This window comes from Streptomyces sp. I05A-00742 (genome assembly GCF_013055795.1).
Classification (GTDB): Bacteria; Actinomycetota; Actinomycetes; order Streptomycetales; family Streptomycetaceae; genus Streptomyces.
The window spans coordinates 72,659-90,667 of the sequence record NZ_JABETO010000016.1 but is presented as its reverse complement, the minus strand read 5'-3'; the positions used below and the strand labels follow the sequence as shown (position 1 = coordinate 90,667).

The 18,009-nt window shown below is 73.0% G+C and carries 20 protein-coding genes; 14 read left to right on the top strand and 6 right to left on the bottom strand.

The features are described from left to right. Positions 1-48: 48 nt before the first annotated feature. Together HN013_RS17420 and hisN are read right to left on the bottom strand one after the other, a co-directional pair. Positions 49-459, bottom strand: coding sequence for a cyclic nucleotide-binding/CBS domain-containing protein (locus HN013_RS17420; protein ID WP_171167159.1), 411 nt, complete (start codon positions 457-459; stop codon positions 49-51). Between the two features lie 215 nt (positions 460-674). Then, positions 675-1,481 carry a histidinol-phosphatase gene (hisN, locus tag HN013_RS17415; RefSeq protein WP_171167156.1) on the bottom strand — a complete coding sequence of 269 codons (807 nt, stop codon included), beginning with the start codon at positions 1,479-1,481 and terminating at the stop codon, positions 675-677. A gap of 126 nt (positions 1,482-1,607) precedes the next feature. On the opposite strand from hisN, the gene HN013_RS17410 reads away from it, so the two are divergent. Continuing rightward, positions 1,608-2,237 carry a TetR family transcriptional regulator gene (locus HN013_RS17410; RefSeq protein WP_171167154.1) on the top strand — a complete coding sequence of 210 codons (630 nt, stop codon included), beginning with the start codon at positions 1,608-1,610 and terminating at the stop codon, positions 2,235-2,237. A 20-nt stretch (positions 2,238-2,257) separates the two neighbouring features. Here HN013_RS17410 and HN013_RS17405 read toward each other — a convergent pair whose 3' ends face one another. The 4 genes from HN013_RS17405 to HN013_RS17390 form a co-directional block, all read right to left on the bottom strand. Beyond that, positions 2,258-2,581, bottom strand: a complete 324-nt coding sequence (locus HN013_RS17405; RefSeq protein ID WP_171167244.1) for a multidrug efflux SMR transporter — start codon at positions 2,579-2,581, stop codon at positions 2,258-2,260. A gap of 85 nt (positions 2,582-2,666) precedes the next feature. Continuing rightward, a complete protein-coding gene (rsgA, locus tag HN013_RS17400) occupies positions 2,667-3,677 on the bottom strand; it encodes a ribosome small subunit-dependent GTPase A (protein WP_171167153.1) in 1,011 nt (336 codons plus the stop codon). A 17-nt stretch (positions 3,678-3,694) separates the two neighbouring features. Further along, the gene (gene aroA / locus HN013_RS17395; RefSeq protein ID WP_171167151.1) at positions 3,695-5,059 is read right to left on the bottom strand and encodes a 3-phosphoshikimate 1-carboxyvinyltransferase; all 1,365 of its coding nucleotides are present in this window, start codon (positions 5,057-5,059) and stop codon (positions 3,695-3,697) included. A gap of 70 nt (positions 5,060-5,129) precedes the next feature. After that, on the bottom strand, positions 5,130-5,843 hold the full coding sequence (locus HN013_RS17390) for a M50 family metallopeptidase (protein WP_171167149.1): 714 nt from the start codon (positions 5,841-5,843) through the stop codon (positions 5,130-5,132). Positions 5,844-6,008: 165 nt separating this feature from the next. Here HN013_RS17390 and HN013_RS17385 point away from each other — a divergent pair, with 165 nt between their 5' ends. The 13 genes from HN013_RS17385 to HN013_RS17325 all read left to right on the top strand — a co-directional run bounded on the left by HN013_RS17385 (position 6,009) and on the right by HN013_RS17325 (position 18,007). After that, complete coding sequence (locus HN013_RS17385; protein ID WP_171167242.1) at positions 6,009-6,827, top strand: SOS response-associated peptidase; 819 nt, start codon at positions 6,009-6,011, stop codon at positions 6,825-6,827. Between the two features lie 79 nt (positions 6,828-6,906). Beyond that, the gene (locus HN013_RS17380) at positions 6,907-7,536 is read left to right on the top strand and encodes an alpha/beta family hydrolase (RefSeq protein ID WP_171167147.1); all 630 of its coding nucleotides are present in this window, start codon (positions 6,907-6,909) and stop codon (positions 7,534-7,536) included. A gap of 285 nt (positions 7,537-7,821) precedes the next feature. Then, complete coding sequence (locus HN013_RS17375) at positions 7,822-8,511, top strand: sigma-70 family RNA polymerase sigma factor (protein WP_312018628.1); 690 nt, start codon at positions 7,822-7,824, stop codon at positions 8,509-8,511. After that, entirely contained in the window at positions 8,508-8,840 is a 333-nt protein-coding gene (gene rsrA / locus HN013_RS17370; RefSeq protein WP_171167143.1) for a mycothiol system anti-sigma-R factor, read from the top strand. The genes HN013_RS17375 and rsrA overlap by 4 nt, the downstream gene beginning before the upstream one ends. Before the next feature lie 188 nt (positions 8,841-9,028). Further along, positions 9,029-10,390 (top strand): HD-GYP domain-containing protein, encoded by a 1,362-nt coding sequence (locus HN013_RS17365; RefSeq protein WP_171167140.1) that lies wholly within the window; start codon positions 9,029-9,031, stop codon positions 10,388-10,390. After that, complete coding sequence (locus HN013_RS17360) at positions 10,387-11,676, top strand: HD domain-containing protein (protein ID WP_312018627.1); 1,290 nt, start codon at positions 10,387-10,389, stop codon at positions 11,674-11,676. Before HN013_RS17365 ends, HN013_RS17360 begins: the two co-directional genes overlap by 4 nt. Positions 11,677-11,997: 321 nt before the next feature. Beyond that, positions 11,998-12,984 carry a hypothetical protein gene (locus HN013_RS17355; protein ID WP_171167139.1) on the top strand — a complete coding sequence of 329 codons (987 nt, stop codon included), beginning with the start codon at positions 11,998-12,000 and terminating at the stop codon, positions 12,982-12,984. Positions 12,985-13,073: 89 nt separating this feature from the next. After that, positions 13,074-13,703: a peptide deformylase gene (def, locus tag HN013_RS17350; protein WP_171167137.1), complete on the top strand. Its 630-nt coding sequence runs from the start codon at positions 13,074-13,076 to the stop codon at positions 13,701-13,703. Positions 13,704-14,099: 396 nt separating this feature from the next. Then, on the top strand, positions 14,100-14,342 hold the full coding sequence (locus HN013_RS17345) for a carbonic anhydrase (protein WP_171167135.1): 243 nt from the start codon (positions 14,100-14,102) through the stop codon (positions 14,340-14,342). Between the two features lie 35 nt (positions 14,343-14,377). Further along, entirely contained in the window at positions 14,378-15,862 is a 1,485-nt protein-coding gene (locus tag HN013_RS17340; protein WP_171167133.1) for a SulP family inorganic anion transporter, read from the top strand. A gap of 129 nt (positions 15,863-15,991) precedes the next feature. Continuing rightward, positions 15,992-16,147 (top strand): hypothetical protein, encoded by a 156-nt coding sequence (locus HN013_RS17335; protein ID WP_171167130.1) that lies wholly within the window; start codon positions 15,992-15,994, stop codon positions 16,145-16,147. 85 nt (positions 16,148-16,232) lie between these two features. Next, the gene (locus HN013_RS17330; protein ID WP_171167128.1) at positions 16,233-17,498 is read left to right on the top strand and encodes a hypothetical protein; all 1,266 of its coding nucleotides are present in this window, start codon (positions 16,233-16,235) and stop codon (positions 17,496-17,498) included. Beyond that, positions 17,495-18,007, top strand: coding sequence for a hypothetical protein (locus HN013_RS17325; RefSeq protein WP_171167126.1), 513 nt, complete (start codon positions 17,495-17,497; stop codon positions 18,005-18,007). Before HN013_RS17330 ends, HN013_RS17325 begins: the two co-directional genes overlap by 4 nt. The last annotated feature ends 2 nt before the right edge of the window (positions 18,008-18,009 follow it).

Sequence of the window (18,009 nt, the reverse complement as noted above, 5' to 3'; positions counted from 1 at the left end):
GAACCGGAGAGGCCGGACGCCATGGGGCTCCGGCCTCTCCGGCTGCCGTCACGCCGTCAGCGCGGCCCCCTCCGGACGGAGTCCGGAGCGCGCCACCCAGCAGCGTATGACGTCGCGGACCGAGACGATGCCCACGGCCTCGTGGCCGTCGAGGACGATCAGGTGCCGGAACTCGCCGCGCGTCATGGCGGTGGCCGCCTCCTCCAGCGTCCACTCCGGCGTCGCGAAGACGATGTCCGCGGTGGTGTGCGCGTGGGCGGTCTCCCGGTCCGGATCGTGGCCCGCCCCGAGCGCGTTGAGGATGTCCCGCTCGGTGAGGATGCCGAGTCCGCTGGTGTCGGGATCGAGGACGACGGCGGCGCCGATCCTCCGCGCGGACATCAGGCGGGCGGCCTGTCGGAGGGTGTGTGCCGGACCGATGGTGAGGACGATCGTGCTCATGACGTCGCGGACGAGCATGGGGGAGCCACCTCCTGCGAGTGTGGGATTCACACGTTCACAAGCTCGTCGACAGCGTGGCACGGGGGGTTGCGCCGGGGAAGGGGGTCAAAGAGGGTCGCTTTACCAATTTTTTACGACTCCTTGGAGGTTTCGGGTACTCGGACGGACGCCCCGTACCCCGGAGTCGAAGGCACCGCTCCCCGGAACGGCCCGTCCCGGGAAACGGCGGTGCCTCAGGTGCGCAGATACCCCAGCAGTTCGTCGTGGAGCAGCCCGTTCGACGCGGCGGCGTTCCCGCTGTGCGGCCCCCTGCGCCCGTCGAGACCCGTGAACCGGCCCCCGGCCTCCTCGACGATGACGACGTTCGCCGCCATGTCCCACAGCGACAGCTCCGGCTCCGCGCAGATGTCCACCGAGCCCTCCGCGACCATCATGTACGGCCAGAAATCGCCGTAGCCGCGCGTCCGCCAGCACTCCCGCGTCAGGTCCAGGAAGCCGGGCAGCATCCCGCGCTCCTCCCAGCCCGAGAGCGAGGAGTAGGCGAACGACGCGTCCGCCATGCGCTCGACCTTCGAGACGCTCAGCCGTGTGGCCGAGGTCAGGCTGCGGCCCGTGTACGCGCCCGAGCCCTTCACCGCCCACCAGCGGCGGCCGAGGGCGGGGGCCGACACCACGCCGACGACCGGCTGGTAGTCGATGCGGCCCTCGTACTCCGTCTGCACCATGAGGGAGATCAGCGTCGCCCACACGGGCACCCCGCGCACATAGTTCTTGGTGCCGTCGATCGGGTCGATGACCCAGCGGCGCGGGCCGAGGCCCTCGCCGCCGAACTCCTCGCCGAGCACGGCGTCGCGGGGCCGGGCCCGCTGGAGGTGACCGCGGATCAGCTCCTCGGCGGCCTTGTCCGCCTCGCTCACCGGGGTCATGTCCGGTTTGGTCTCGACCTTGAGGTCGAGGGCCTTGAACCGGTCCATGGTCGCCGCGTCGGCGGCGTCCGCCAGGACATGGGCCAGGCGCAGATCATCGTGGTAGTCGGACATACCAGGAACACTACCCGCGGCCCCCGCCTGTGCACGTGCGGCCCGCCCGGGCTCTTGACACCGTCTGGTGGTGCGTCAATTCTGTGGCCACAACCGTCGTGCGGCCGCAAGGCCCGGGAGGCGACGATGCCCGCGGCACGAGAGCTCCTGTTGGACGCGGCCTACACGGCGCTCGGCACCCGCCCCTGGCACGGGGTCCGGATGGTCGACGTGGCGGCCGCCGCCGGGGTGTCCCGGCAGACCCTCTACAACGAATTCGGCAGCAAGGACGGTCTGGCCCGCGCCCTGGTGCGACGCGAGGCGGAGACCTTCCTGACCGGCGTCGAACGCTCACTGGCCGACGCCACCGCCCATGGTGACGCCGACGCCGGGGACTGCTGCGCGGCGACGGCCGTGTGGACGCTGCGCGCCGCGCGGGCCAACCCGCTGGTGCGCGCGGTGCTCACCGGCTGCCGCGGCGAGCGGCTGCCCGTCCAGGCGGCCCCCGCCGTGCCGGCGCCGCGCACCCCGCCGTCACCCATGACGGCGCGGGGCGCCCCGACGCCCGCCGCGCTGATGGAACGCGTCGTCAACAGCACGGCCGGCGCGGCCGGCCGGACGGCGCGGGCGCCGGATCCGGAGCCCCTGCGGCGGGCCTGTGAGGCCGCCGTCCGGATGATCCTGTCGTACGTGATCGCCCCGGGGGCGTCCGACGTGGAGGCCGCTGAAGAGGTGGCCGACGTGGTCAGGGCGCTCGTCGGCGACGGGGAGGGGTGAGCCTCCGGGCCCCGGGAGCGTCAGTGCGCCGAACCCGACAGCTGGAGCCCGATCACCCCGACGATCACGAAGGCGATCGAGACCAGCTTCAGTGTGGAGACCAGGTCGTCGAGGAAGACCATTCCGTAGATCGCCGTCCCGGCCGCGCCGATGCCGGTCCACACCGCGTAGGCCGGGCCCACGTCGAGCTTCCGCAGGGAGAGCGTCAGCAGCCCGAAGCTGCCGAGCGCGAAGCAGGCGAAGGCGATCGTCGGCCACAGCCGGGTGAACCCGTGCGAGAGTTTGAGACAGACGGCGAAGCCGGTTTCGAGAAGTCCGGCGACCACGACCAGCAGCCACGCCATCAGATTGCCTCCCGCGTCGTCGACCGCCCCGTCCGTCCCGGTGCTGATGCACTTGCCATTGGCGGTCATTCGCAAACGTAGGCGATCAGTCGCCTTCGCGCCGCTCCCGGGTGGCCAGAAGTCGTCGCAGCGAGTAGAGCCGCTGCGGATCGGCGTGCCCGTCCGCGACCCACTGGTCCAGCGCGCAGTCCTGTTCGTCGTGGCTGCACGCGCGCGGGCAGTTCTCGGTGCCCGGCACCAGGTCGGGGAAGGCGAGGATGACGCGCGACGGGTCGACGTGGTGGAGCCCGAACGACCGGACGCCCGGGGTGTCGATCACCCAGCCGGAGCTTCCCCCAGGCAGCGGCAGGGCCAGCGCGGACGTGGTGGTGTGGCGGCCCCGGCCGGTGACGGCGTTGACGTGACCGGTGGCCCGCTGGTGGTCCGGGACGAGCGCGTTGACCAACGTGGTCTTGCCGACGCCCGAGTGCCCGACGAACGCCGTGACGCGACCCGAGAGCCGCTCGCGGACCGCGTCGGCGGCCGCGCCGTCGGCCAGCTCCTCGCGGTTGGTGACCACGTACGGGACGCCCAGCGCGCCGTACGACTCCATCAGTTTTTCGGCCGGAGCGAGGTCCGACTTCGTCAGGACGAGCAGCGGCTCCAGCCCCGCGTCGTACGCCGCCACGAGGCAGCGGTCGATGAGCCGGGGGCGCGGCTCGGGGTCGGCCAGGGCGGTGACGATGGCCAGCTGGTCGGCGTTGGCGACCACGACCCGTTCGAACGGGTCGGTGTCGTCGGCCGTCCTGCGCAGCACCGAACGGCGCTCCTCGACCCGGACGATCCGGGCCAGGGTGTCCTTCTTGCCGCTGAGGTCGCCGACGACCGCGACCTGGTCGCCGACGACGACGCCCTTGCGGCCCAGCTCGCGGGCCTTCATGGCCAGGATGACCCGGTCCTCGACGAGGACGGTCAGCCGGCCGCGGTCGACGGTGAGGACGAAGCCCTCGGAGGCGTCCTCGTGCTTGGGGCGGATGGTCGTCCGCGGGCGGTTGCCCTTGCGGTTGGGGCGGACGCGGACGTCGTCCTCGTCGGTGTTCTTGCCGTAGCGGCGCATGGGTGTTCCCGGGTCTCTCAGGCTCTCGGCGCCGTCGTCGCCCCCGCGGCGGATCCGAGCATTCCGTTCCAGAGTTCCGGGAAGTCGGGCAGGGTCTTGGCGGTGGTCGCCACGTTCTCCACCCGGACGCCCGGAACGGTGAGGCCGAGCACCGCCGCGGCGGTGGCCAGCCGGTGGTCCTCGTAGGTGTGGAAGACGCCCCCGTGCAGCGGACGCGGGCGGATGCGCAGGCCGTCGGCGGTCTCGGTGACGTCGCCGCCGAGCTCGTTGATCTCCTTGGCCAGCGCGGCGAGCCGGTCCGTCTCGTGCAGCCGCAGATGGGCGATCCCGCGCAGCTCGGACTCCGAGTCGGCGAGCGCGGCGACCGCGGCGATCACCGGGGTCAGTTCGCCGACCTCGTGCAGGTCCGCGTCGATGCCGGTGATCCGGCCGGTGCCGGTGAAGGTCAGGCCCGCGTCCGTCAGTTCGCAGCTGCCGCCCATGGCGGTGAAGATGTCGCGCAGCGCGTCACCGGGCTGCGTGGTGCGCTCGGGCCAGTCCGGGATGGTGACCCGGCCGCCGGTCACCAGGGCCGCCGCCAGGAACGGCGCCGCGTTGGACAGGTCCGGCTCCACGACCAGGTCGCGGCCCAGCAGCGCGCTGGGGGAGACCCGCCACACGTCCGGCTCGCCGCCCGACTCGGGGGTGTCCACCTGGGCGCCGGCGGCGCGCAGCATCTCGACCGTCATCCGGATGTGCGGCAGCGAGGGCAGTGCAGAGCCGATGTGCCGCACCTCGACGCCCTGGTTGAACCGCGAGCCGGAGAGCAGCAGCGCGCTCACGAACTGGGAGGACGACGAGGCGTCGATCTCCACGGGACCGCCCTCCAGCGCCCCCGCGCCGTGCACGGTGAGCGGCAGCGCGCCGCGGTCGTTGTCGTCGATGCGGGCGCCCAGGGCGCGCAGCGCGTCGATGACACCGTGCAGCGGGCGCTCGTAGCTGCGCGGATCGCCGTCGAAGCGCACCGGGCCGTCGGAGAGCGCCGCCACGGGCGGCAGGAAGCGCATGACCGTGCCCGCGTTGCCGACGTCCACCGTGGCCGGGCCGTGCAGCTGGGCGGGGATCACCCGCCACGCCTCCCCGGAGCCGTCCCGGTCGCCCTCGGAGCTGGAGGAGACGGTCTCCTCGATGCCCACGCCCATGGCGCGCAGCGCCTCCGCCATCAGCAGGGTGTCGCGGGAGCGCAGCGGGCGGCGCAGCCAGCCCGGCTCGGCGGCGAGGGCGGCGAGGACGAGGCCGCGGTTGGTGACCGACTTGGAGCCGGGCACGGTGACGGTCGCGTCGACGGCCCCGGTCGCGGTGGGAGCGGGCCAGAGGTCGGAGGGCGCGGGGCTCGGGGTCATGCCCTTACCTTACGGCCTCACCGGGGGCGGCGAACGGGCCCGCGGCGCCCGTGCCCGGGCGCCCTCCGGCTCACGCCCGGAGCAGCCAGCGGCCGCCGCCCAGCAGCGCGGCCAGGGACACCACGTGGAAGAAGAGCAGCCACAGCACCGGCGTCACACCCGTCAGCCGGCCGAGCTGGTCCGCGTCGGAGTCCGCCGCCCGGCCGTGCCGGCGCTTGCGCTGGAGCTCGAAGCCCGGCCGCACGCCCCCCAGCAGCAGGAACCACACCACCCCGTAGGCGAACGCCGCCCGCACCTCGGGCCCCGCCAGCCAGGAGACCAGGACGAAGGCCGCTCCGGCGAGCACCACCGTCAGGGCGCCGTACGCGTTGCGGATCATCACCAGCATGGCGGCCAGCAGCGCCGCCGCGACCCACAGCAGCGCGGTGACGTGCCCGGTGGACAGCGCCCAGGCGCCGGCGAGGCCGAGCAGCGAGGGAGCGGGGTAGCCGGCCACCGCGGTCAGGATCATGCCGAACCCGGTGGGCTTGCCGCGCGAGACGGTCAGCCCCGAGGTGTCCGAGTGGAGCCGGATGCCGTCCAGGGTCCGGCCGCTGAGCAGCGCGACCAGTCCGTGGCCGCCCTCGTGGGCGATGGTGACGGCGTTCCGCGTCACCCGCCAGACCCGGGGCGCGGAGACCGCCGCCAGGGCGACGAGCCCGGTGCCGACGACGGTCCACACCGAGGGCCCGGGCTGGGTGCCGGCCAGCCGGTCCCAGAGGTCGGTGGCGGTCGTGCTGTCCATCTCGGGCCGCTCCTTGCGCGTTCGTGGTCCGTGCTGAGGGACGGCCGGCGCCGCGTCGTGGTTCCGGAACCGCGGCACGGGAGCGGATCCGGGGCCCGATTGTCGGACCCTTGAGGCAGCATGGTCGGCAGCAGACGTGCGAGGGGAACCGAGGGGCGGTCGGACATGTGCGGGCGGTACGCGGCGAGCCGGAGGCCGGAGGATCTGGCCGGGCTCTTCGAGGTGGAGGTGTGGGAGCCGGAGGAGACCCTGGCCCCGGACTGGAACGTGGCGCCGACCAAGGAGGTGTACGCCGTCCTGGAGCGCCCGGTCAAGGGCGCCGAGGACCGGCGCCCCGTCCGGCAGCTGCGCGCCCTGCGCTGGGGGCTTGTCCCCTCCTGGGCGAAGTCGCCCGAGGGCGCCGCGCGGATGATCAACGCCCGGGCGGAGACGGTGCACGAGAAGCCCTCCTACCGACGGGCCTTCGCGACGCGGCGCTGCCTGCTCCCGGCGGACGGCTACTACGAGTGGGTCACCGGCACGGAGGAGCGCGAGCTGGAGGTCAAGGGACGCCGGAAGCGCCCCCGCAAGCAGCCGTACTTCGTGACGCCCGCCGACGGCTCGGTGATGGCCATGGCCGGCGTCTACGAGTTCTGGCGTGACCGGACGCTGCCGGACGACCACCCGGGGGCCTGGTGGGCGACCTGCTCGGTGATAACCACCGAGGCGGACGAGCAGCCCTTCGCCGACGGCGGTGCCGAGGACGGCCCGCGGTCCCTGGCCGACATCCACCCCCGGATGCCGCTGGTCCTCCCGCCCGACCGCTGGGCCGCCTGGCTCGACCCCACGCGCACGGATCCGGAGGAGCTGCGCCCGCTCCTCACCCCGCCGCCGGCGGGCCTGGTGCGCGCGTACCCGGTGGCGACGGCCGTCAGCGACGTCCGCAACAACGGGCCGGAGCTGCTGACGGAGCTGGCGGCGCCGGAGGAGTCGACGCTGTTCTGACACCGGGCCGGCGCGACGTCGGCCGGCGCGGCGGGGGAGGCGTGCCCTCGAACCGGCCGCCGGACGGCAGGATGGCCGTGTGCAGACGGAGAACGCAGAGACCCCCGCGGGAACGGCCCGCATCCACTGGCACCGCGCGGCGGAGCCCCGCCTGGTGCTCGCCCTCGGGCACGGCGCGGGCGGCGGCATCGAGGCCCGCGACCTGCGGGCGCTGGCCGCCGCCCTGCCCGGGCGCGGGGTGACGGTCGCGCTCGTGGAGCAGCCCTGGCGGGTGGCGGGCAAGAAGGTGGCCCCCGCGCCGAAGACCCTGGACACCGCCTGGCGCGCCCTGTGGCCCGCGCTCGCCGCCCCCGGGCTGCCCGTCGTCGCGGGGGGCCGCAGCGCGGGCGCGCGGGTCGCCTGCCGGACGGCGGCGGAGCTGGGCGCGGTGGCGGTGCTCGCCCTGAGCTTCCCCCTCCACCCGCCGGGCCGCCCCGAGAAGTCCCGCGCCGACGAACTGCTCGGCGCCGGGGTGCCGGTCCTGGTCGTCCAGGGCGCCCGCGACCCCTTCGGCCGCCCCGAGGAGTTCCCGCCGGGCACCGCGCCGGTCGCCGTGCCCGGCGGCGACCACGGCTTCGCGGTCCCGAAGTCCGCGGGAATCACCCAGGAGGACGCACTGATGGTGATCACGGACGCCGTCGCCGGCTGGCTGGCGGAACGGACCGGCTGACGACGGGTCCGGGCGGTCCCGAGAAGCCGTGTCCGCACCGGGAATGGGACGGGCGGTGCCGGTGTTGAGCCCCACGTAGACACGCACCGGCACATGACAAAGGATTGGGAGAACCGCCCCATGGGTTCGATCGCATGCCTGTCCCGCCCGAGCACGGCAGACCGGGGCCGGCCGGTCATGGGCGGTGCTCTGCCCTCGGTGGCCGGAGCGGCGGGTTCGGCGGATCGTCGTCTATTCTCCGAAACGAGCGGGTCCGCCCAGGGCCCGGCCAAGTTTCCGGAGGAGGTGGGTCCGGTCGTGGGTACCGACGCGGGGACGCACGGCGAGGAGCACACCCCTGCCGAGCGCGCGGAGAGCGCGGCGGAGCGCAACGCCCGCTTCGAGCGCGACGCGCTGACCTTCCTCGACCAGATGTACTCGGCCGCCCTGCGGATGACCCGCAATCCGGCGGACGCGGAGGACCTGGTCCAGGAGACGTACGCCAAGGCGTACGCGTCCTTCCACCAGTTCCGTGACGGTACGAACCTCAAGGCGTGGCTCTACCGCATCCTGACCAACACCTTCATCAACTCGTACCGCAAGAAGCAGCGCGAGCCGCTGCGCAGCGCGTCCGAGGAGATCGAGGACTGGCAGCTGGCGCGTGCCGAGTCGCACATGTCCCAGGGGCTGCGGTCCGCCGAGTCGCAGGCGCTCGACCACCTGCCGGACTCCGACGTCAAGGAGGCCCTCCAGGCCATCCCCGAGGAATTCCGCATAGCGGTCTACCTCGCGGACGTCGAGGGGTTTGCCTACAAGGAGATCGCGGACATCATGGGTACCCCCATCGGCACGGTGATGTCCCGCCTCCACCGGGGCCGACGGCAGCTGCGCGGTCTGCTGGAGGACTACGCCCGCGAGCGTGGCCTGGTCCCGGCCGGGGCCGCCGCGCCGCACGGTTCCGACGCGTCGCACAATGGGAAGGGCTCGGACTCATGAGCTGCGGAGACCCGCACGAGACGGACTGCTCCGAAGTCCTCGACCACCTCTACGAGTACCTCGACCGCGAGATGCCGGACGGCGACTGCGCCAAGTTCGAGGTGCACATCGACGAGTGCTCCCCCTGCCTGGAGAAGTACGGGCTGGAGCAGGCGGTCAAGAAGCTGGTGAAACGGTGCTGCGGACACGATGACGTCCCCGCCGACCTGCGCTCCAAGGTGATGGGCCGGATCGAGCTCATCCGCTCCGGGCAGACCGTCCCGGAACAGGACGTCGTGGCCGAGGCCAGGGCGGCCGAGGCGGACGCGCGGAGCGTCCCGCAGGACTGACGGGCCTTCCCGGCACCGCCGGGCGGCCCGGCGGGCGGAGTGCGAACGCGCACGGAACCCGCATCAAAACGGCCGCCCCCCGAACGTCACCCGAACGGACGGCGGTTCCGGCCGATGCGGCCGACCGCGGCCGCTCGTAAGCCTATTCTCCCCATCCCGACAGCGAGTCCGGATGGGGAGGACATGTCATGGAGGCAGTCCCGGCGGCGGCGCGCGCCTGGATCTCCGGTGCCGTGTGCGCCGCGGTCCTGTGCGTCCTCCCCGCCCTGAGGGACCCGGCCGCCGTTCCCTGGGGGACGGTGGTTCTCCTCGGAGCCGTCTGCGTGCTCGGCGAACGGCTGCCCCGCCGCGCGCCGCTGCCGCCGGCGCTGCTCGCGGCCGCCCTGCTCCTGCCGCCGGCCGCCGCGGGACTGGCGGCCGTACCGGGAGCCCTGGCCGTCCCCGAACACCCCGGCGTGGCACGGCGGTTGTGGCGTGCCGCGCTCTCCTGCCTCGCCGCGGGCGCCGCCTCCTGGGTCTTCGGTACCGTCCGCGCCCCGCTGCCGTCCGGCCCGCTGGGTGCGCTGCCGCCGGCGCTGGCCGCCGCCCTCGCCCTCGCCCTCGTGGCCGCGGTCCTCGACGGCGGCGTCCGCGCGGCCGCGGGACAGCGCGCCCCCGCACCACGGCCCGTGCTGGGCCCCGCACTGGGCTTCGCCCTGCTCCACGGGCCGGTCGCCCTGCTCGCGGCGGGGCTGTGGCACAGCGTCTACGGGCCGACGGCGGCCCTGCTGGTGCTGCTGCCCCTCACCGTTCCCACCCGGCCGCGGGCCGGCCGCCGGGGGGAGCGCGCCGCCCGCCGCGCCACCGTCCGGGCGCTGGTCGAGGCCGTGGACCTCAAGGACCACTACACGCGCGGTCATGGCGAACGGGTCGGCCACGCCTCCGTGCTGATCGGCCGCGAACTGGGGGTGACCGGCGAGCGGCTGGAGGCCCTGCGGATCGCCGGAACCCTGCACGACCTGGGCAAACTCGGCGTCCCCACCCGGCTGTTGCGCAAGGACGGCCCGCTCACCGGCGCGGAGCGGCGGATCGTCCAGCTGCATCCCGAGTACGGGGACGAGCTGGTGCGCGGGGTGGCGATTCCCGACGAGGCGCGGGAGGCGATCCTCCACCACCACGAACGGCTCGACGGCAGCGGCTACCCGTTCGGCCTGATGGGTCGTCAGATTCCGGAGGCCGCACGGATCGTGGCCGTCGCCGACGCGTTCGACGCCATGACCTCCACCCGGACCTACAGCCGCGCCCGGCCGGTCGCCGACGCCCTCGCCGAACTCCGCCGCTGTGCCGGAACCCAGTTCGATCCGCGGATGGTCGCGGCGCTGTCCCGGGCCGTGGAACGGGAGGGCTGGCAGGGCCGGCAAGGCGTCCGGGCCGGAAACGAAACCGCAGTTCCCGAGTGCGGAAACGTCCCTCCTGATCACGGCCCGCCGACGCCGGTGGAAGCCGGCGGCCGGTCCGTACGTCCGGCCGTCCCCGGCCGCGCGGCGCTGCCCCCCGGAGCCCGCCGGTGAGCGCCCCGCCCGGCACCCGCCTGGTACGGGCCGTCCACCTGCTGACCGCCGGGGGCGCCCTGTTCGCCCTGGCCTGGACCGCCCGCCACGGCATCCAGCAGCCGGGGACGGCCTGCGCGTACGGACTGCTGATCGCCCTCGGCGAGGCCGCCCGGCGGCGGCCGGGGCCACAGGCCGGGCCGCGCGGGAGCGCACCCGTCGGCACGGCGGGATCGCTGGCCTACGCCCTGGTCGGCGAGGTCGGCGGCGACCCGGCCACGGACGGTGTCCCACAGGTCCTCGCCGTGGTGCTCGGGGCCACCCTCGCGGGCGTCGCCGGGCGGCGGACCTGCTTCGACGGGCTCGAACGCCTCGCGCGCCGGGGCGCGGGCGCGGCCGTCGCCGCGGGCTGCTGCCTGCCGCTGCACCCCGCGGGCCCGGCCTCCCCAGGCCCCTGGCAGGGCCCGTACTACGCCCTGGCGCTGCTGCTCCTCCTCGCCCTCACCACTCTCACCGACGCCGCGCTGGCGGCCGCCTTCGCGCGGGTTCGCGGCGGCTGCCGCTACCCGGTGGCCCTCCGCGCCGAACTGCGGGCCCTGCCCGCGACCGGGCCCGCGGTCTGCGCCACGGGCGTCGTGGCCGCGCTGGCCCCCGCCGTTGCCGGGCTCTGGGTGCTGCCCGTCTGCTGCCTGCCGCTGTTCGCCGTGCAGCTCTCCGCGCGCCGCGGGGAGATCGCCCCCGAGCGCTGCCCGCCGGCCGTCGCCTCGCTCGCCCGGGCGACGGAGCTCGCGGGGTGCACCCCCGCCGGTCACGCACGGCGCGTAGCCGCCCTCAGCCGGGCCGTCGGCCGGGAGCTCGGTATGGCGGAGACCGACCTCACCGTCGTCGAGTACGCGGCACTGATGCACGACGTGGGCCAGCTCTCACTCGTCGACCCGGTGCCGGCAGGGGCGACCGAACCCCTGCCGGCCGAGGAGCGGCGCCGCCTCGCCCGGCTCGGCGGGAGCGTGGTGCGGCTGACCCCGCTGGACGCGGCGCTGGCACCGGCGGTCGCCGCCGCCGTGGAACGCCAGGCCGACCCCTACCGCGAGCAGCCGCTCGCCGCACGGGTGGTCCGGACGGCCAACGCCTACGAAGAGCTCACGGCACCCACCGGCCCCACCGGCTCCGCCCGGGGCGCGGCCTGCGGACCCGCGCGCGCCCTGGAGCGGCTTCGGCTGGCCACCGCGTACGACCACGAGCCCCGGGTGGTGGAGGCGCTCGCGCGGGTGCTCGCGCGCGGTGCGCCGGTGCACCCGGACCTGTGAGACGCCCGGCACGTCCCGAGTAGCACGGCTAACCCACGGGTAATGAGCGGGCGTCCGACGGGGCATGGTTGGATGCGAAGAGGAGCACGCGGAGAACAAAGCGACGAAGAGACATGACGGGAAAGCGGGATCGGGGGGTGTCATGAGCGTTGTCGCGGCCGATGCGTCGTGGGGGGCGCGGCTCCCCGGCAGGGCGGCCCGGCCCGCGGGCGGGACCGTCAGCAAGGCGTGGCGGGCGGCCGTCGGGGAGGACGGCGCCGGTCACCTGGGCCATCCGGCGTGGGTGCACGCGGGACGTCGAGAAAACAGCAGGCGGACATCGTGAGGATCTTCGGCAAGGTACGGCACCGGCCTTCCGCCTCGTGGCGGCAGGCCACCGACCGTGCCTTCACGCTCATCGGCGACGGCCGGTACGAGGACGCGGGTGCGCTGCTGACGCGCGCCGCGGACATGGAGCCGTGGCTGTCCGAGTCCTGGTTCAACCTCGCGCTGCTGCACAAGTTCCGGCACGACTGGGAGCAGGCCCGCGCCGCGGGGCTGCGGGCGGTGGCGCTGCTGGACCGCGAGGCGGGCGCTCCCGACTGGTGGAACGTGGGCATCGCCGCCACCGCGCTCCAGGACTGGCCGCTGGCCCGCCGCGCCTGGCAGGCGTACGGGCTGCGGGTGCCCGGCGAGGGCAGCCCCGCGGGTGAGCCGGTCGGGATGGAGCTGGGCAGCGCGGCCGTGCGGCTCTCGCCCGAGGGCGAGGCCGAGGTGGTCTGGGGCCGCAGACTGGACCCGGCGCGCATGGAGGTGCTGTCCATCCCGCTGCCGTCGTCCGGCCGGCGCTGGGGCGAGGTCGTGCTGCACGACGGCGTCCCGCACGGCGAGCGGGTGACCGCCGCCGGGCCGTCGTACCCCGTCTTCGACGAGATCGAGCTGTGGGCCCCCTCGCCCGTGCCGACCTGGGTCGTCCTGCTGGAGGCCGCCACTGAGGCCGACCGGGACGCCCTGGAGCGGCTCGCGGCCGACGCCGGGTTCGCCGCCGAGGACTGGTCGTCCTCGGTGCGGCTGCTGTGCCGTACGTGCTCCGAGAGCCGGATGCCCTCCGACGAGGGCGACGGCGAGCACCTGGACCCGCACGACCACAGCGAGCCCGGCCACCCCGGTCCGCTCGGCCACCGCACGGCCGGCTCGGGCCTGCTCTGGGTGCCCGAACGCGAATGCGGCATCGCCGCCCCGGCCGGGCTGGTCAGGGGGCTGCTGGACGGCTGGGTCGCGGACAGCCCCGACACCCGCGAGTGGCGGGATCTCGAAGAGGTCTGCTGAGCGCCGGGCGCGGTCCGCTTACCCTGGTTGGGTCCTGGGATCCGGGGCGAGACAGTGCATTCGGGTTGTGAGAGAGGCATACGGCGGCGATGGCCCAGCAAGAGACCGATCAGTCGGTGAACGACGAATTCATCGTGGACACCGAGGACTGCGAGGCGCGGGAGACCGCGCACCGCGAGCGCGGTACGTCCCGTCCGATCACCGTGGTCGGCAACCCGGTCCTGCACAAGGAGTGCAAGGACGTCACGGAGTTCGACGACGAGCTGGCGCGGCTCGTCGACGACATGTTCGCCAGCCAGCGGACGGCGGAGGGCGTCGGCCTGGCCGCCAACCAGATCGGCGTCGACCTCAAGGTGTTCGTCTACGACTGCATGGACGACGAGGGCGTCCGGCACGTGGGCCACGTCTGCAACCCGGTCCTGGACGAGCTCCCGGCCGAGCGCCGGATCCTGGACGACTCCAACGAGGGCTGCCTGTCGGTGCCGACCGCCTACGCCTCGCTGGCCCGCCCCGACTACGCGGTGGTGCGCGGCCAGGACATGAAGGGCAACCCGATCGCGGTCCAGGGCACCGGCTACTTCGCCCGCTGCCTCCAGCACGAGACGGACCACCTGTACGGCTACCTGTACATCGACCGCCTCTCCAAGCGCGACCGCAAGGACGCGCTGCGGCAGATGGCCGAGGGCACGCCGCGCTACGCCGTGGTCGCCAACGACTGACGGTCCTTCAGCAGGACCGGACCGGCCGGCCCGCACCTCACATGGTGTGCGGGCCGGCCGCTCTCATTTCCGGGGAATGTCGGGGAATGTCCGAGGGGGAATCCCTTAATCCCTGGAATGATTTCTTCCATGGAATCAAATAGTGCAATGCTGTACTAAACGCGATCAAGTTACGTTCACCGGCCCATTGTTGGGTTATTCGTGGCTTTACGAATCGGTAACCCCCGGGTAAAGTAACGGTCTCCAGTGGCTGCGCAGAATGCTGCGGACCGCCGGTGTCCCGCGCGGCGCTGCCGGGTGCCGATATGTCGCTTTCCAAGCTCGACAAGCTCGAACGATGACCCGACCCGCGTCGCATCAGGCCGCAGGCCGTGGTGCCCCACGAGGCAGGCCAACATGAGATCACTCGTCGACAACGCCCGGTCCCTCGTGACCGCACCCGTTGCGGATCCCGAGCGTGCCGAGCGCTTCCGGGCTCCGGAGTCAGGAAAGTCCCCGGAAGTCCTTTTCCTCTCGTGCGCGGGGTCCCGCGCGGTGCCGGCGCTCATCACCGGAGCGCACCCCGGTGAACTCTTCGAATCGCGCACCGTCGGCGCGCATCGGCCCTGGAGCGGTGTCCTGCCGTTCCCACCCCTGTGAACCGCCCGGAAGCGACAGACAAGGGAGCCTCACCCATGTTCTCCGCCCTGAAACAACCGGACGTCCTGCGTCAGGACGTCCTCGCCTCTCTCGTCGTCTTCCTCGTGGCCCTGCCGTTATGTGTCGGCGTGGCCGTGGCCAGTGGCGTACCGGCCGAGCTCGGCCTGATCACCGGCATAGTCGGCGGCATCGTCGTCGGCTGCATGCCGGGCAGTACCTTCCAGGTCAGCGGTCCGGCGGCGGGTCTGACGGTGCTGGTGTTCGAGGCCGTGCGGGAGTTCGGCCTCGGCATGCTCGGCGTCATCGTGCTGGCCACCGGCCTGCTCCAGCTCGCCCTGGGATTCCTGCGGTTCGGCCGTTGGTTCCGAGCCATCTCGGTCTCGGTCGTGCAGGGCATGCTGGCCGGGATCGGACTCGTCCTGATCTTCGGCCAGATGTACACCATGGCCGGGCTCAAGGCGCCGCGCACCGGGCTGGAGAAGATCGCCGGCATCCCGGGGTTCATCGGGGACGTCCTGTCGGACCGCGACGCCCTGGCCGCCTTCGCGGTCGGGCTGGGGACCATCGCGGTGCTGGTCCTGTGGAAGAAGCTGCCCGCGGTGGCCCAGCTGCTCCCCGCCCCCCTGGCGGCGGTCGGCCTGGCCACCCTCGTCACCGTGATGACGGGGCTGGACGTGGCCACCGTCCAGGTGAAGGGCCTGGGTGACGCCATCCAGGTGCCCGGCACGGGCGACTTCTCGTCGATCGGCAGCGGCGCGCTGCTCCTCGCCATCGTGACCTTCACGCTGATCGCCTCGGCCGAGACGCTCTTCAGCGCCGCGGCGGTGGACCGGCTGCACTCCGGCCCCCCGACCCACTACGACAAGGAGCTGCTGGCGCAGGGCGTGGGCAACATCCTGTGCGGCGTGCTGGGTTCGCTGCCCATGACCGCGGTCATCGTCCGCAGCTCCGCCAACATCCACGCGGGCGCGCGGACGAAGCTCTCCCGCGTCCTGCACGGCGTGTGGCTGCTGGTGTTCGTGGCGGCGCTGCCGGCGGCCATCGGCGTCCTTCCGATGGCCGCGCTGGCGGGAGTCCTGGTGCACGCGGGCTGCAAGCTCATCCCGGTCAAGGAGATCCCCGGGCTGTGGCGCGAGCACCGCGGCGAGTTGGCCGTCCTGGCGGTCACCGCGGTGGGCATCATCTCGGCCGGCATGTTCGAGGGCGTGCTGCTGGGCATCCTCCTCGCGGTCGTGAAGTCGGCCTGGGAGACCTCGAAGGCCCACGTGGAGGTGCACGACGCCGGCGACAGGGTACGGGTGTGCCTCACCGGCAACGCCACGTTCCTGCGCCTGCCGCGCCTCCTGGAGTCGCTGGAGGCGCTGCCCAAGGACCGTCCGATCGAGCTCGACCTCTCCGGGGCACGGCACGTGGACCATGCCTGCCGCACTGCTCTGGAGAACTGGGCCGACCGGCACAACGACGCCGGCACGGAGCCCGTCCGGCTGCGGCACGCGGCGTCCACCGTGGCCGGAGCCTGACGGATTCCAGCCAACGGCTTATGACGAACCGTTGACAATCCTTTGGGTAGCGCTTTACCGTCCCGTGCACCGCTGTCAAACGGTGCGCGGCGCCCGTAGCCGTCACCCCGTGAATGCCGGAGGCCCGTTATGGAACAGCTGATCAAGAAGATGGCCCAGGACAAGTACTGGAGCGGCTGGGTCGCCGCCAACTCGGCGTCCGCCGAGGCCAAGGACGGCTGCATCTGCGCCGCCCCGAAGAGTGGCTGCATCAGCGCGGCGCCCAAGTCGGGCTGTATATCCTGAAATCCGGGAAGCGGAAGCTCCTTTTCTTCGGGAGCTTCCGTTTCCTGTTTCCGCGCATCCATTCCAGGCCCACCGGAAGGTGTTCATGGACGGTCAGCCAACGGCCGACGTCGTTGAGCAGGTCAGGCATATTCCCTTGTATCGTGCCGCTGTCGAGCGCGGTTATTTCCCCGTACTGGAAAAGCCTGATATCGCCCGGGGATTCCCGGACAACTGGATGACGCCTGCCTTGGCTCAGGCGCTGAAGACCGGTGACGCGGAGTACGTCCTGTCCACCGGGACCAATCACGCCCGCATGCAGATCATCCGGCCGCCCTATTTCCTGCTGAAGTCCTATTACCGGCTCTGGAGTGAGCACCCCGACATCGCCCGCACCTGGCACGAGGGCTGTCCCCGCCTCTCGCTGACCACGGTGCTGGCCACCGAGCACGTGGCCCGGGTGAACGCCCGCAAGCACGGCACCGACCCCATCGCCCTCCCGTCCCTGGAGGACCGGCGGCTCGACGAACGCACCCTCTACCTCAACCTCCGCCTGGACCCGGCGCACTGGACCCGCGAGGACGTCGAGCGGATGATCGCGGAGATCGACACCGCCCGCCGCGCCCACCCGCGGGGCCGCTACCACCTCGACTGCTCCGGCTACCACCTGGCCCATCTGGTGCGCAAGGCCGAACAATGGGGCCTATGGGCCGACTTACCCCGGCCCGACAGCGTCATCCACGCGTACGAGTACACCCCGCACAACGTCCGCCGGTATCTGCGCGAGCACTTCGACTGCCCGGTCGTCGACCTCTTCGGCAGCACCGAACTCGGCTACCTCTACTACTCCGACCGGCACGGACGGTACCGCCCGTACCTGGACGGCATGAGCGTCGAGCTCCTGCCCGTCACCCCGGGGAGCGAGCTGTTCTCCCTGATCGTCACCAGCGTCCGCAATCCCCATATGCCGCTGGTCCGTTACCGCTCGGGCGACTGCGTCCGCACCCTCGACGGCACCCCGGACCCCACCGCGATCCGCAGTTTCTGCGGCCGGGAGAAGGAACTGCTCGCCTCCCCGAACGGCCCCGTCGCCCAGGGCGACCTCGACGACGCCGTCGCCGCCGCCTCGCCCCGGGTCTTCCTCCACCAGCTGCGGACGACGGAACCCGGCACCGCGCGGCTGCTCTGCACGACCCTCGACGCGGAAACGTTCACCCCGGCCGAGACCGCCGCCCTGGAGGACGCCGTCTCCCGGCTCACCGGGCTGCGCTGCACGGCCGAACACCGCGAGCACATAGCCATCGGCAGATCCGGCAAGTACGCCTGGCTCGTCCCCGGCCGGGCCACCGACCAGACGACAGGACGACCATGACCACACGGCCGGCCGTCTCCCCGGACGACCTCACAGCCCTGCTCGGCGAGCGGCTCCACGACGAGGTGGTCCGGTACGCCGCGGACCGCACGGGCGTCGAGCGCGCGTACGCCGAGCGACAGGTGCTGGAGGCCCTGCGCTACCTCTACCTCGTCTCCCGCCACCGCGAGCGGCTCAGCGGGCTCTTCCTCCCGGTGGAGCAGGACATCGACGAGATCTGGCACTACCTCATCCTGCAGACCCGCGAGTACCGGGAGCTGTGCGAGGAGCGCCTGCCGGGACGCTTCTTCATCCACCACCGCAGCATCGCCTACGAGGACTATCAGCAGGAGCCCGGCCGCGAGCGGGCCGCCGAGGAGGCGCTGCGCTGGATCCCGCTCTACTGCCGGGAGTTCGGCCCGTTCGACGAGGGCGTCCTCCCGCACTGGACGGTCGTCCGCTTCCTCCATGAGCGGATGGACATGTCCCTGGACGAGATCTCCGCGCTAGAGGCCCCGCAGGCGGCCTAGCC

What these genes read in the sequence shown, in the direction of transcription:
- HN013_RS17420 (WP_171167159.1), bottom strand. Translation starts at nt 459, where the DNA reads ATGCTCGTCCGCGACGTCATGAGCACGATCGTCCTCACCATCGGTCCG.
- hisN (WP_171167156.1), bottom strand. Translation starts at nt 1,481, where the DNA reads ATGTCCGACTACCACGATGATCTGCGCCTGGCCCATGTCCTGGCGGAC.
- HN013_RS17410 (WP_171167154.1), top strand. Translation starts at nt 1,608, where the DNA reads ATGCCCGCGGCACGAGAGCTCCTGTTGGACGCGGCCTACACGGCGCTC.
- HN013_RS17405 (WP_171167244.1), bottom strand. Translation starts at nt 2,581, where the DNA reads ATGGCGTGGCTGCTGGTCGTGGTCGCCGGACTTCTCGAAACCGGCTTC.
- rsgA (WP_171167153.1), bottom strand. Translation starts at nt 3,677, where the DNA reads ATGCGCCGCTACGGCAAGAACACCGACGAGGACGACGTCCGCGTCCGC.
- aroA (WP_171167151.1), bottom strand. Translation starts at nt 5,059, where the DNA reads ATGACCCCGAGCCCCGCGCCCTCCGACCTCTGGCCCGCTCCCACCGCG.
- HN013_RS17390 (WP_171167149.1), bottom strand. Translation starts at nt 5,843, where the DNA reads ATGGACAGCACGACCGCCACCGACCTCTGGGACCGGCTGGCCGGCACC.
- HN013_RS17385 (WP_171167242.1), top strand. Translation starts at nt 6,009, where the DNA reads ATGTGCGGGCGGTACGCGGCGAGCCGGAGGCCGGAGGATCTGGCCGGG.
- rsrA (WP_171167143.1), top strand. Translation starts at nt 8,508, where the DNA reads ATGAGCTGCGGAGACCCGCACGAGACGGACTGCTCCGAAGTCCTCGAC.
- HN013_RS17365 (WP_171167140.1), top strand. Translation starts at nt 9,029, where the DNA reads ATGGAGGCAGTCCCGGCGGCGGCGCGCGCCTGGATCTCCGGTGCCGTG.
- def (WP_171167137.1), top strand. Translation starts at nt 13,074, where the DNA reads ATGGCCCAGCAAGAGACCGATCAGTCGGTGAACGACGAATTCATCGTG.
- HN013_RS17345 (WP_171167135.1), top strand. Translation starts at nt 14,100, where the DNA reads ATGAGATCACTCGTCGACAACGCCCGGTCCCTCGTGACCGCACCCGTT.
- HN013_RS17340 (WP_171167133.1), top strand. Translation starts at nt 14,378, where the DNA reads ATGTTCTCCGCCCTGAAACAACCGGACGTCCTGCGTCAGGACGTCCTC.
- HN013_RS17335 (WP_171167130.1), top strand. Translation starts at nt 15,992, where the DNA reads ATGGAACAGCTGATCAAGAAGATGGCCCAGGACAAGTACTGGAGCGGC.
- HN013_RS17330 (WP_171167128.1), top strand. Translation starts at nt 16,233, where the DNA reads ATGGACGGTCAGCCAACGGCCGACGTCGTTGAGCAGGTCAGGCATATT.
- HN013_RS17325 (WP_171167126.1), top strand. Translation starts at nt 17,495, where the DNA reads ATGACCACACGGCCGGCCGTCTCCCCGGACGACCTCACAGCCCTGCTC.